Annotated in this window: 12 protein-coding genes; 7 read left to right on the forward strand and 5 right to left on the reverse strand. The window is 47.8% G+C overall.

The annotated features are described in order from the left end of the window. The first annotated feature begins 14 nt into the window (after positions 1-14). Together QUB63_RS00700 and larB are read left to right on the forward strand one after the other, a co-directional pair. On the forward strand, positions 15-1,787 hold the full coding sequence (locus QUB63_RS00700) for an ABC transporter substrate-binding protein (protein ID WP_332942840.1): 1,773 nt from the start codon (positions 15-17) through the stop codon (positions 1,785-1,787). 198 nt (positions 1,788-1,985) lie between these two features. Continuing rightward, positions 1,986-2,765, forward strand: coding sequence for a nickel pincer cofactor biosynthesis protein LarB (gene larB / locus QUB63_RS00705; RefSeq protein ID WP_332942841.1), 780 nt, complete (start codon positions 1,986-1,988; stop codon positions 2,763-2,765). A gap of 360 nt (positions 2,766-3,125) precedes the next feature. Here larB and QUB63_RS00710 read toward each other — a convergent pair whose 3' ends face one another. After that, entirely contained in the window at positions 3,126-3,737 is a 612-nt protein-coding gene (locus QUB63_RS00710) for a hypothetical protein (RefSeq protein ID WP_332942842.1), read from the reverse strand. A 333-nt stretch (positions 3,738-4,070) separates the two neighbouring features. Between QUB63_RS00710 and QUB63_RS00715 the strand changes: the two genes are divergently transcribed. From QUB63_RS00715 to QUB63_RS00725, 3 genes are all read left to right on the forward strand, one after another. Continuing rightward, positions 4,071-4,283 (forward strand): chlorophyll a/b-binding protein, encoded by a 213-nt coding sequence (locus QUB63_RS00715; protein WP_332942843.1) that lies wholly within the window; start codon positions 4,071-4,073, stop codon positions 4,281-4,283. A gap of 260 nt (positions 4,284-4,543) precedes the next feature. Then, positions 4,544-5,104: a photosystem II reaction center PsbP gene (psbP, locus tag QUB63_RS00720; protein WP_332942844.1), complete on the forward strand. Its 561-nt coding sequence runs from the start codon at positions 4,544-4,546 to the stop codon at positions 5,102-5,104. A 260-nt stretch (positions 5,105-5,364) separates the two neighbouring features. Next, a complete protein-coding gene (locus tag QUB63_RS00725; RefSeq protein WP_332942845.1) occupies positions 5,365-6,015 on the forward strand; it encodes a nucleoside triphosphate pyrophosphatase in 651 nt (216 codons plus the stop codon). Between the two features lie 159 nt (positions 6,016-6,174). Here the strand turns inward: QUB63_RS00725 and QUB63_RS00730 are convergent, their stop codons facing one another. Next, positions 6,175-7,095, reverse strand: a complete 921-nt coding sequence (locus QUB63_RS00730; protein WP_332942846.1) for a calcium-binding protein — start codon at positions 7,093-7,095, stop codon at positions 6,175-6,177. A 297-nt stretch (positions 7,096-7,392) separates the two neighbouring features. Here QUB63_RS00730 and eno point away from each other — a divergent pair, with 297 nt between their 5' ends. Beyond that, positions 7,393-8,673: a phosphopyruvate hydratase gene (gene eno, locus QUB63_RS00735; RefSeq protein WP_442921744.1), complete on the forward strand. Its 1,281-nt coding sequence runs from the start codon at positions 7,393-7,395 to the stop codon at positions 8,671-8,673. 259 nt (positions 8,674-8,932) lie between these two features. Here the strand turns inward: eno and argC are convergent, their stop codons facing one another. Continuing rightward, positions 8,933-9,991, reverse strand: coding sequence for an N-acetyl-gamma-glutamyl-phosphate reductase (gene argC, locus QUB63_RS00740; protein WP_332942847.1), 1,059 nt, complete (start codon positions 9,989-9,991; stop codon positions 8,933-8,935). A 424-nt stretch (positions 9,992-10,415) separates the two neighbouring features. On the opposite strand from argC, the gene QUB63_RS00745 reads away from it, so the two are divergent. After that, positions 10,416-11,432, forward strand: a complete 1,017-nt coding sequence (locus tag QUB63_RS00745) for a sulfate/molybdate ABC transporter ATP-binding protein (protein WP_332942848.1) — start codon at positions 10,416-10,418, stop codon at positions 11,430-11,432. A 205-nt stretch (positions 11,433-11,637) separates the two neighbouring features. Here QUB63_RS00745 and QUB63_RS00750 read toward each other — a convergent pair whose 3' ends face one another. Then, on the reverse strand, positions 11,638-11,979 hold the full coding sequence (locus tag QUB63_RS00750; RefSeq protein ID WP_332942849.1) for a low temperature-induced protein: 342 nt from the start codon (positions 11,977-11,979) through the stop codon (positions 11,638-11,640). A gap of 689 nt (positions 11,980-12,668) precedes the next feature. Further along, a complete protein-coding gene (hisF, locus tag QUB63_RS00755; RefSeq protein ID WP_332942850.1) occupies positions 12,669-13,439 on the reverse strand; it encodes an imidazole glycerol phosphate synthase subunit HisF in 771 nt (256 codons plus the stop codon). Positions 13,440-13,480 lie beyond the last annotated feature (41 nt).

Here is a 13,480-nt window from a genome sequence, read left to right on the forward strand (position 1 = left end):
TTTGGTAAATTATTATGAAAATTTCCGCTATTTTAAATTCAAAGCGCCGCTGGCTGGCTGTTTTGCTCGCTGCGATCGCAGCCGTCAGTCTCTCAGCTTGCAGTATGGCGCGATCGACTTTAGCAAACAGACTCATCGTCCCCACCCCCAGCGGCCCGGCTACCTTCAACTACCCGCTAAATCAATCTGCATACCACGTTTTTGGCTATATGTACGAGGGATTGATCAACGAAAACGGCTTGACATCGAAGCTAGAACCCGGTTTAGCCGAGTCCTGGGAAGTTTCTAAAGATGGCAAAAAGATTGTCTTCACCCTGCGAGAGGGTTTGAAATGGTCGGATGGCGAACCGATGACAACTGATGACATTATCTTCAGCTATGAAAAGATTTATTTCAATGAGAAAATTCCTAGCGGTTTGAAAGATACCCTGAGAGTTGGCATGAGCCGTCAATTGCCAAAACTCAAAAAAATTGACAGCCGCCGCGTTGAATTTTCAGTGGCAGAACCTTTTGCTCCTTTTATTAGATTTGCTGGGGGAATACCGATTTTACCAGCTCATATTTTGCAGGAAGCTGCCACCCAGACAGAGGCAGACGGCAAGCCTAAATTCTTGACTACTTGGGGGACAGATACTGACCCCCAAAAAATTGTCGGTAACGGTCAATATCGAATGCTGAGCTATACTCCCAATCAGCGGGTTGTTTTGGAAAGAAATCCGTATTTTTGGCGCAAAGATGCTGGGGGAAACAGTCAGCCTTTCATCCAGCAAATTGTTTGGCAAATTATCGAAAATACTGATACTCAACTGCTGAACTTTCGATCGGGCGATTTGGATACTCTGGACGTGCAGCCGGAGGTGTTTCCGCTGCTGAAACGGGAGGAAAAACGCGGCAAATATACGGTGTTTAACGGCGGCCCGGATACTGGCAGCGTGTTTATGTGTTTCAATCTGAATCAGGGGCGCAACGCTCAAAATCAGCCGTTTGTAGACCCGGTTAAGTCTCGCTGGTTCGCGACTAAGGAGTTTCGGCAGGCGATCGCCTACGGCATCAACCGATCGGCTATGACCAACAATATCTATCGCGGACTTGGCGCGCCCCTGCATTCCCCAATTCCGCCCCAAAGTCCGTTTTACTTGTCTCCCGAACAGGGATTGAAAACTTACAGTTACGACCCGCAAAAAGCGAAAGAGTTACTGTTAAGTGCAGGTTTCAAGTATAATACTAACGGCGAATTGTTGGATGCTGAGGGCAACAAAGTGCGGTTTACATTGTTGATGGCTGCGGGTAAAAAAGTTCGGGAGCAAATGGGAACGCAAATTAAGCAAGATTTGGGCAAACTGGGGATGCAAATTGATACGCAGTTCCTGAGTTTTAACACTTATGTGGAAAAGCTGCGCCTGAGTAAAAATTGGGATACTTACCTCGGCGGTTTTACGGGAGGTACTGAACCGCACAGCGGCTACAATATTTGGTCGGTTAACGGGACTTTGCACAGTTTCAATCAGGGCCCGCAAGCCGGAGAACCGCCGATTAAGGGTTGGAAAGTTTACGACTGGGAGCAGAAAATTGATGACCTTTACGTGAAGGCTTCTCAGGAGCTTGACGAGGCGAAGCGCAAGGAGCTTTATGGGGAGACGCAGCGGATTATCGCGGAACAAGTGCCTTTTATTTATATGGTGAATCCGCTGACTTTTGAGGCGGTGCGCGATCGCATTTCGGGAATTCGCTACAGTGCGCTCGGTGGTGCTTTCTGGAATTTGTACGAGCTGAAAATTACTGAATAGTCTGTTGTTATTGGTTATTGGTTATTGGTTATTGGTTATTAGTTATTAGTTATTTGCGGTGCCCTGAGCCCTTTGACACTTCGCTCAGGATAAACTCCGTCGAAGGATGAGCTGTTAGCTGTTAGCTATTACCAATGCCCTATGACCTGTTTGGCCAATGCCCTATGCCCAATTCCCAATTCCCAATTCCCAATATTTATGGAACCTGAAATTTTACAGAAGTTACTCGAATCAGTGGCGGCCGGGGATGTTAGCCCGATCGCAGCTTTGGACAAATTAAAGCATTTTGACTTTGAACAAGTCGGCGATTTTGCCAAAATTGACCACCACCGCACCTTAAGAACCGGTTTTCCGGAAGTCATCTGGGGCCCGGGGAAAACGCCCCAGCAAATTGTTGAGATTATCGAGGCGATGCGCCCGCGAAATTCTGCGGTGATGGCGACGCGAATTGAACCCGAAGTTTTCGAGCAATTGCACCAAAAAATACCCGATTTGTGCTACTACCAAAAGGCTCGAATTTGTGCAATCTCTGCTAAATCCCCAACTCCCCAGCGTCCGGGTACTGTGACTATTATCAGTGCGGGAACGGCGGATTTGCCTGTGGCGGAAGAAGCGGCTGTGACTGCGGAACTTTGCGGTTTTGGGGTGCGGCGTTTGTGGGATGTGGGAGTTGCCGGCATTCACCGCTTGCTGAGCAACCGGCACGCGATCGCCGGTGCTGATGTGTTGATTGCGGTTGCTGGTATGGAAGGTGCTTTGGCGAGTGTGGTTGCGGGTTTGGCAGATTGTCCGGTGATTGCTGTGCCGACGAGTGTGGGTTACGGCGCGAGTTTTGGCGGGATTGCTCCTCTTTTAACTATGCTCAATTCTTGTGCGGCTGGTGTGGGTGTTGTGAATATTGATAACGGCTTTGGGGCGGCGATTTTGGCTTGTCAAATTCTCAGAAGTGCCGATCGAGTGGGAAGAATAGAAGATTAGGAGAATGGGAGAGGGAGAGAGGGCCCTCTCCCCCGGGAACATCTCGGTTTTGCATTTGTAGCGATCTTAGAGGACGCTCACAAGTCTTAAAACATACCTTTTGGGAACCCTGATGCTCGCCTTGATGCTCCCTGACAGCAGGACTAATGACAAGGTTCGCGAGCTCTGGCGCGATCGCAAAACATGACTAATAACGTTCGCGAGCAGGGACAGCACTAATGACTAATGACTAATGACTAATGACTGCTGTTCGCTCTTCGGGGACGCTCGCACTATGACTAATGACTAATGACTAATGACTAATGACTAATGACTAATGACTAATTACAAAAATGAGATGCTCCGCCTCTCCCTCTCTCCTTACTTACCAGCCAGCCACATCGGATAACCAGAAGAATCTTCAGCTTTCAACTTTTGCGCCTGATAACTCTTGCTAGTCCAATTAGCTACTGTTTGCAGGCTTTCTGCCAAAAAACTTTCGCTCCCAAACGCTTCAAATCCCACAGTCCACGACGCACTGCCGTTAACATTTAACTGAGTAATTTCTACTATGCAGCCTTGGGGAATTGGGGCTTCGACAGGCACAGACATTAGCGCACCAGGGGCAGAAACTTGGTAAAGACGCTGGGCTCGCTTTTTCTTCACCTTCACCCACTTTCCAGTTGCCATCAAATCCGCCGGTACTGGCGCCATCGTGTCGGCACAAATCCACTTCAGCCATTTCTCGGCTTTGCCTTCCCAGCGGTTGCCGAACTGCATCACCCCCAATTCTGCCTGCAGCCACTTTACCTGTAAATTTTTCCCGCGCAGTTTCACTCCCAAGTAGTCGCAACTAGGTATCAGCAAATATAAATCTTCTCGCTCTTCAGGCGGCGACAGATACCCGCCGAGACTCTCGCTTCCAAACCATTGACCGATCGATTTTGGCAGCGCACCGCTATAAAACCACCGCATTTCCAGACTGGCCCGCATAAATTTTTCCTCCGTTCTTCCACAATTTTCGTCAAACCCCGACTGGATTTGCCACACACCATCGACTTTTGCGCCTCTCAACTCTATCCTCCCCCCTCCGGGGCCCAGAGTCTACTGTCCGCAGTCATACTATTTTAGATTTTCGATTAAAGACTTGAAGAATTGGGAATTACTTATTCTATAGGGGTTTCGAGCTTGCCCGCCCGTTGCATTTTTTGGGGAAACAGGTGTCCGAGTCGCGGCTTTGAAAAAAATAACTCACAATCCTTTACATCTCTTCATAAGTCTGTTACATTTATTTACAGTACACCAAAAACAACTTAGGAAACCAAAATGACTAATAGAGGCTTACTCCTGGATAACGACGGCAAAATGAACAATTTTGCGATCGAGCCGAAAGTATACATCGACGACGAAGCCCGCACCGGCTTTACCCCCTACGCAGAACGCTTAAACGGCCGCCTTGCCATGATTGGTTTTGTTTCTCTCTTGGCTTTAGAAGTTTCGACCAAGCACGGACTGATTACCTGGCTGACTCACCTGTAATGATTTTGATAAAAATTAAACTGTACGGCTATGGCTCGCCAGCTATTCACAAACGGCGATCCATAGCTTAACTATTTTTAGGGGTAATGTTTGGTGAGACAATTAAAGTTACAGGATTTACGCACGCAGAAGCCTAGAAACCCGGTTTTTTACCTTTGCTGCTGGCTGTAACGAAGTATAGCTGTGAAAAAACCCGGTTTCTGACCCGCGTGCGCCAGTTCTAAATTAAATATTTTAGTTTTACCCTACCCGTAAAAATAATGCTCAAACGAATTGCAGCAATACTTCTGGTGGTTATGGCCCTGGGCTTGACCGGTTGTGTCTCTAAAGTGACCGGACTCAAAAGCTACGTTGATACTGGCGATGGCTATCAATTTCTCTATCCTAACGGCTGGCTGCCGATCGCGGTTTCTAACGGGCCCGATGTGGTGTTCCGCGATTTGATTCAACAAACCGAGAACGTCAGCGTGGTCATCAGTCCAGTCGCGGGGGACAAAACTCTGGCTGATTTGGGAACGCCGACGGATGTGGGATACAAGCTCAGCAAAAGCGCGTTAGCGAAGCCCTCGGAGAGGATCGCCCCGACAGATTCCGACCGGGAAGCTGAATTAGTCAATGCAGAAGCTCGGGAATCGCGATCGAAAAACTATTACATCTTAGAATACGCCGTCAAACTCCCAAACCAACAGCGGCACAACTTAGCCAGCGTAGCCGTCAGCCGCGGCAAACTGTTTACGCTTAACGTTTCCACTACCGAAGAACGCTGGCCGAAGGTAAAAGAAGCTTTTGAGAAAGTCGTTAAATCTTTCTCTGTTTATTAAGGACTAATTGGGTAATGGGGAATCAATAATGGGGAATCGGTAATCGGTAATCGGGAATGGGGAATGTGGACTCGGGGATCGGTCATGGAAAATTGACAAGATTAACCCCGCTGAATAAAATTTTCAGCTTACAAAAACTCTCATCCGCAGATGTGGAATAGAAGATATGAGAAAGCAACAGATTTGATATTACCAATTACCAATTACCAATTACCTTTTTCCCCATTACCCATTACCCATTACCCTTAATAAAAAATGCTATGAAAACACCAACTTTTGTATTAGCCTCAGCTTCCCCGGCGCGCCGCAGCCTGCTAGAAAGTGCTGGCATTAAAGCTGTGATTTGCCCCAGCGACTTTGATGAAGGGAAAATAAAAATGAGGGAGGCTACTAAATTAGTCCAAGTTTTAGCAGAGGGAAAAGCTGACGCTGTAGCTAGTTTTTTGCGGGCTAATTCTCACCCGCAAATCCCCAATCCCAAATCGTGTTTGGTGTTGGGATGCGATTCTATTTTGGTCATTGATGGCGAAATTCACGGCAAACCGAAGGATGCCCAAGAAGCAATGGAGCGCTGGCAGAAAATGCGCGGTAAAGTGGGCGAACTTTATACGGGTCATGCTTTAATTGATACTAGATTCGAGGATTTTGATGAGGCAATGGAGCGATCGCTCGTTCGCTGTCAAGTTACAAAAGTTCATTTTGCCCAAGTTAGCTCGCGGCAAATTACGGCCTACGTCGCTACGGGAGAACCCCTCGCCTGTGCCGGTTGTTTTGCACTTGAAGGTAAAGGTGGCTTTTTTGTTGAAAAAATCGAAGGATGTCACACGAATGTGATCGGTTTGAGCTTACCTCTGCTGCGGCAAATGCTCGGTGAAATGGGATATGATGTGACGGATTTCTGGCCATCTTAATGTTTGTGGAATTCATGTCACGAATCGGGAGGCAGAGCCTCGCTGATAGGCCTTCCCAGGCAGAGCCTGGGAACGAGGATTGAGAGCCTTGCTGTTGTGGGATGGGCGGGAGAGCCCGTCCCTGTTATCCAAATTCGCAGCAATGTGTACCGATTTAAATTAACCTAGAGCGATCGCCCCATCGGATACAGAAGTAAGCTGAAGTTGAGAAGGCGACACATCTTTCACCAAACCCAAAATATTTCCGGTACTGGCTTCGCGAATTATTGTCGCCCTAGTATCCAGAATTCTAAAATCAAGAGTTCGGATTCCTCCCGGAGGATAAGGGCCGCTGCTGTCGTAATCTCTAGCATCGCCAATTGTTAAAAACTTTTCGGTCAAAACAATATCATTTCGCGTCAGTCCTCCCGCCAATCCGATTACATCACCTTGCGCTGGATTGTAGTCAAGAATAAAATCCGCAGGCACTTGCTCTACATTAGTAGGAAAAGTCCCAGCAGGACGCGGCCCGTCGGAACCAAATTCCCCCGCAGTTGCTCCCGATTCTCTGCGGAGAACAAATAAATCTGCACCTTCTCCTCCCCAAAGTCTGTCAATTCCAGCATCACCAATTAGAGTATCGTTGCCACTGTCTCCTACTAAAGCATCATTGCCTTGGCCGCCTCTGACAAAATCATTTCCGGTGCCTCCGTAGGCGTAGTCATCGCCTTGATTGCCGCTGAGAACATCGCTGCTGCATTCTCCGTAAAGTATGTCAGAATCTTGACCTCCGCGAATAGTATCGCTGCCGCAACCTCCGATTAAAGTATCTCTGCCGCTGTTCCCGTTCATCAGTTCTGCACCACCTGAACCTCTGACAAAATCGTTGCCCGCTAAGGCCCGCAAACCTCCGGGAGTGTTCCGCAAAATTCCATTTGCTAATTGAACTATATCGTCATTGGCAGTAAGATCAAAAAAGTTGGGATCGCTCCCTGGATTTGGCAAAGGCCCTGTAAGCAATCTGATATTTGGGGGGTCGGGAATAATGGGAGCGCTGTTTTCAGCTAATGCTCTAACTTCTCCAATATTTGTTTCTAACATCCTAGGTTTCTCCTTGTTGATTGACTTTGTTGATATTGTGATTTTAACAAAGGTTCCAATTACCAACTCTGGGTGAATCTGCGGTTAAAAAAGTCAAATTACTGTCAAAATTGCCAGAGATGGTACTGCAACAAGCATAGCTTATTGACAGCAAGCCGCCCAAATCCGCAAATATTTTGAACTGTGCACCAATAATTCTGGGGATCGCGTACTCTATTACCCGTCAGCAGTCAGTTACCGAAAACCTACTGAATGCTAATTGTCATCAAACCTTGAGTTAAGTCAGGAATCGTTAATATGCAAGACACTGCGATCGAATCTATTCAAGCCAGAGAAATCCTCGACTCCCGCGGCCGCCCCACCATCGAAGCTGAAGTTTACCTGGCCAACGGTGTTGTCGGACTCGCCCAAGTCCCCAGCGGCGCGTCTACAGGCTCTTTTGAAGCCCACGAATTGCGAGACGACGACAAAAGCCGTTACGGCGGCAAAGGAGTCCTGAAAGCCGTCGCTAACGTCGAACACAAAATTGCCCCCGCTTTGGCTAATCTGGATGCGATCGACCAAGCACTGGTAGACCAAACCATGATTGACTTGGACGGTTCCCCCAACAAATCCAACCTCGGCGCAAATGCCATTCTCGGAGTCTCCTTAGCCACAGCAAAGGCGGCCGCCGATACTTTAGGACTCCCCCTTTACCGGTACTTGGGCGGCGCTCTAGCTAACGTTTTACCCGTGCCTTTGATGAACGTCATCAACGGCGGTTCCCACGCGGACAACAACGTAGACATTCAAGAGTTTATGATTGTACCGGTGGGAGCGCCATCTTTTAAGGAAGCTTTGCGCTGGGGAGCAGAAGTATTTGCTAGTCTCGCCAAAGTTTTAAAAGGCAAAAATTTGCTGACTGGCGTGGGCGATGAAGGCGGTTTTGCTCCGAATTTGGGTTCCAATCAGGAAGCTTTGGATTTGTTGATGATGGCAATTGAAAAAGCTGGTTACAAGCCTGGGGAACAAGTTGCTTTGGCTTTGGATGTTGCTGCTAGCGAGTTTTACAAAGACGGGCAGTACACTTACGACGGTGTGGCTCATTCCCCGGCAGAATTAATCGATTATTTGGACGGTTTGGTCGGACAATATCCGATCGTTTCCATTGAAGATGGTTTGCACGAAGACGATTGGGACAGTTGGGTAGCGCTGACTCAGAAAATGGGCAGCAAAGTTCAATTGGTGGGTGACGATTTGTTTGTTACTAATCGCACGCGCTTGCAAAAAGGGATTGATTTGAAAGCTAGCAATTCGATTTTGATTAAGCTGAATCAAATTGGTTCTTTGACTGAGACTTTGGATACGATCGACCTGGGCAAACGGAACAGCTATCGATCGGTCATCAGCCACCGTTCCGGTGAAACTGAAGATACCACAATTGCTGATTTAGCGGTGGCGACTCGCGCCGGTCAAATCAAGACTGGTTCTCTGTGCCGCAGCGAACGAGTTGCCAAATACAACCGTTTATTGCGGATTGAGGACGAATTGGGCGATCGGGCGATTTACGCAGGCTCGATCGGCTACGGGCCGAAATAGCGATCGGTAATTGGTAATTCCCCATTATCCATTGGTGTCAACAACCAGGTCAAACTTAGTCACAGACTGCTGTTTACCACCAAGGCTCGATCGCCCTGGCGCCCCCCTTCTTAAGGGGGGGACAAGAAGCATTCTTGCGTCAACCCCTACTCCCCTTGTTAAGGGGGATTTAGGGGGATCTGGCAAGAGGCTACAAACGAGATTTATCAATGGTTTTAGGCGATTGTTGACACTAATCCCAATTACCCATTGCCAATAATTAAGGATAGAAAGCCAATTGCGGCAAACCCAAAGTTTCTTCCCAACCCATCATTAAGTTCATGCACTGGATGCCTTGGCCGGCTTGACCTTTAATTAAATTGTCGATCGCCGACAGCACAATCACCCTGTCTGTGCGCGGATCGACTTCCACGCCGATATAACAAAGATTGGTGCCGCAAGCCCATTTGGTTTGCGGATAAACCCCAGCCGGCAACACTTTTACCCAAGGACAATTGCGGTAAAAAGCGGTGAAAATGGTGATTAAGTCTTCTCGCACCAACCCCGGATCGCGCAGAGTTGAGTAAACAGTTGCCAGAATTCCCCGCACCATCGGAATTAGGTGGGGAGTAAATTGGACTTTGATATCTTGTCCGGCTAAAGCGCTGCAAATTTGCTCGATTTCTGGCGTGTGGCGGTGGCGGCCAACGCCGTAAGCGCCCAGAGAGCCCTCTGCTTCAGCCAACAACAGATTAACTTCGGCTTTGCGGCCCCCTCCTGAAGTACCGGATTTGGCGTCGATAATTGCTGTTTCTGGCACGATGAGACCTTGTTTGAGCAAAGGTGCCAGCGCTAATAAACTAGCAGTGACGTAGCAGCCGGCACAGCCTACTAACTGAGCGTCTTTAATTCGATCGCGGTACAATTCTGGCAAACCGTAAACAGCGGTTGCAGCGACTTCAGAGTCCGATCGCTCGCCGCCGTACCAAGCTTTGTAAGTGTCCAGATTTTCAAATCTGTAGTCAGCGGACAAATCCAAGACTTTGCAGCCTTTTTCGATCAGCGTCGGTGCCATTTGGCAAGCTAAACCGTTAGGCAGCGACAGAAACACAACTTCACATTTTGCCGCTATTTTATCTAGGTCGATCGCCTCGACAGTCAAGTCAATGCAGTTAGTCAGATGCGGATAAAGGCTGGAAAAAGGTTTTCCCGCACTGCTATCCCCGCCCACATACACTACTTCCGCCGCTGGGTGATCCGCCAGCAGTCGCACAAGTTGCACGCCGCCGTAACCTGAAGCGCCGATAATTCCTACAGGCACACGTCCAACATCTCCCATTTTCCTTTATCCCCTCAGCCTTTGAAGTCAAAAATGCTTGAACTTTTGCTGCATTGTAGTACCAAACGCCAACTTTGGTGGCAAAGAATTGTGTTGTTTTGTTTTGACGGCCCGCGCGGGCCGTCAAAATCCGGTTTTTGAGCGGAATTTCTCTATGGTTTGCATCCGAGTTTCGCCCCCTCGCATTCCTCTGTCAAAGCGGAGGCCGTTCTAATTAATTTGGTAGTTTTCTCGATCGACCGATCGCAAAAACCCTAAAATTAGCAAACGGATGTGCGAGCGTGTTATAAAACTACTATTCCCCGACTTCAAAACCGGAGATTAATATTTTTCCGACTTCCATTTCTCGACTTCCCTCGGACTTCCATTCGTTAGATCCGTTACATCCGTTACATCCGTTACAGAATCCGTTGCCGAACTTCCTATGGGCATAGTCGTCGAAAACGTATCAAAACAGTTTGGCAGTTTCCAAGCACTCGATCGAGTCAGCTTGCAGATTGAATCAGGTTCCCTAGTCGCACTGCTGGGCCCGTCTGGTTCCGGCAAATCTACCCTGCTGCGGCTGATTGCAGGTTTAGAAATGCCCGACTCCGGCAAAATCTGGCTGACAGGCGAAGATGCCACAAATACCAGCGTCCAAGACCGCAAAATTGGATTTGTGTTTCAGCACTACGCGCTATTCAAGCACATGACAGTGCGAAAAAACATCGCCTTCGGCATGGAAATTCAGAAAACTGCACCGGCGAAAGTCAAATCGCGGGTAGAAGAATTGTTGAATTTAGTGCAATTAGCAGGATTGGGCGACAGATACCCGTCGCAACTTTCAGGAGGGCAGCGGCAGCGGGTGGCCCTCGCCAGAGCCCTGGCTGTGGAACCGAAAGTGTTGCTGCTAGACGAACCTTTTGGAGCTCTAGATGCCAAAGTCCGCAAAGATTTGCGCGCTTGGTTGCGCCGACTCCACGACGAGGTACACGTTACCACAGTCTTTGTGACGCACGACCAAGAAGAAGCGATGGAAGTTGCCGATCGAATTACAGTAATGAATAAAGGTAAAATCGAACAAGTAGGCACGCCCGCAGAAATTTACGACCATCCAGCCAGTGCATTCGTCATGAGTTTTATCGGCCCAGTCAATGTCTTGCCCAGCAGTTCGAGAATGTTTCAAGACAACGGCTTTGACTCAGCCAACCCGGAGATTTTCTTGCGCCCTCACGACGTGGTAATTGAAACTACAGAAAATAGTGCAACAGTGCCTGCAAGAATCAGTCGCTTGATTCATTTGGGATGGGAAATTCAGGTAGAATTAACCTTAGATGACGGTCAAGTAGTGAATGCTAATTTAACCAGAGAAAGATTCGATAACTTGCAGTTGCAGCCGCAGCAAAGAGTGTTCGTCAAGCCGAAAGATGCCAAGTCATTTCCACTTTTTTATTCGATCTGATATCGTGTCCTCCGAGAACAACACAAGAGAATTGGTTCGATCGTTCGGAATGCAAGTCAAGCGTAATGGATGCGGACTTTCATTCCGAACGATCGAACGCTCTGATATCAATTATTAAAACTACAGCTAAATAGAGATCGGACACAAAAACGATAAGGACACGGCAGTGCCGTGTCCCTACTTTTTAAGGCTGATAACTGTGCAGTTAGTCTTTGATTTTGCTGACAGCCTTTTTGACTTGTTGCTCAAAGGATGTAGCGTTTGTATTGGAAGGATTTTTCATTTTTTCAAGGTCAGCGTCTCCCTGAACTTCGTTAGGCCCTTTGCTGGTTTTTTCTTGAGTTTCTTCGAGAGACATCGGGTTTTTCAAGACAACTTCTTGAGCTTCTTTCTCAATCCCCAAAAGTTTATCTTCACCTTTGGTGGGGCTGCTGGTAACGGCAAAAGCTGGGAAAGCACTAGAAACAAACATCAAAGCACAAAAACAAACAGCTATTAAACTGCTAACTAAACGCTTGACAGGAAAGTTAAAGCTGATAAAAGACATACAAAAATTCTCCGTTTTTAGAAGTTTTGAGCGCTGAGATTGTTAACAGGCTGACTTTCACTCAAATTCTGCACAATCTTTAACTCAAGTTTGATAAAAACAACTGAATTTAGCAGTTGCTCTCTCTCTAATTGAGCTAATATATAATATTTAGCTGAAAAAGCTGATATTTGAAATCCTTCTCAGGGAATATTTTGGCTTTGTGTCTTCCGATAGATGAGTATGGTGCATCGCCAGAAGCCCTAGAATTTTAGATTTTAGATTTTAGATTTTAGATTTTAGAATTGGGAATGACTGATTGTGTGGTTTTCAGGTTGTCTGCAATTGGATTCTTTTTTTCACTGGTATAGCAACCGCCACATGGCGTGAGAACATAAATAACCTCATGAATAGAGCCGATATCCGTCAAGCATAAATGGTTTGATTCCCGTACTATCCAACTGTCAACTGTCCACCCAACGACCGGCTTTTCGGGCAACGCCCAACAGCTGGCTTTTCGGGCAAGCTGTCAACTGTCAACTGTCAACTGTCAACTGTCAACTGTTTAATGCACTTGACATCAGGCACAATTTGCAATAAGGCCGATCGGGGTGGGCGGATTTCCCACCCCACAAGAAAATGTAATTATCGTGGAACAGGCATCCTGCCTGTTGCTGGAAGATATCAGATGCTGATAACTGACAACTGAACTACTGCTGCCGCACGGGAACTTGACATTTTGCCAGATAAGTCTTAATTTCTCCGACGCTTAGTTGCCCGTAATGCAGCAGGGAAGCCAGCAGTGCAGCTTCTGCTTTGCCCTCAGTGACGGCTTCGTAGATGTGGTGACAGTTGCCGGCGCCGCCGGAAGCAATGACGGGAATTTCCACCACTTCGGCGATGCTGCGGGTTAATGACAAGTCGTAACCTGCCTGAGTGCCGTCAGAGTCCATGCTTGTCACTAGAATTTCGCCCGCGCCGCGCTGTTCGGCTTCCTTGGCCCAGACGATCGCATCTTTTCCAGTATTTTCTCGCCCTCCGCGCACGTAGACATCCCAACCGGGATTATCGGCATCTTGGCGTTTGCGGGCGTCGATCGCCAATACAATACACTGATTGCCAAATCGATCGCTCGCTTTGTCAATCAAACTCGGATCGCGCACCGCCGCCGAATTAATGCTCACCTTATCAGCGCCCGCCCTCAACAAACTTTTAATAGTGTCCAAGGATTGAATGCCGCCGCCCACCGTCAAAGGGATAAATACTCGATCGGCAGTTCGGTACACCACATCAATCATAATGTTCCGGTCTTCGTGCGTCGCCGTAATGTCTAGAAACACCAACTCATCAGCACCCGCATCATTGTATACCTGAGCCATTTCTACCGGATCGCCAGCATCCTTAAGGTTGACAAAATTGACACCTTTGACCACGCGGCCGGCTTTCACATCCAGACAAGGCAAAATTCTTTTCGACAACATAAAATTCTCGTGTTTCTAATTGATTGACCGCCGCAACCCGT

This window comes from Microcoleus sp. ARI1-B5, assembly GCF_036705795.1.
Lineage (GTDB): Bacteria > Cyanobacteriota > Cyanobacteriia > Cyanobacteriales > Microcoleaceae > Microcoleus.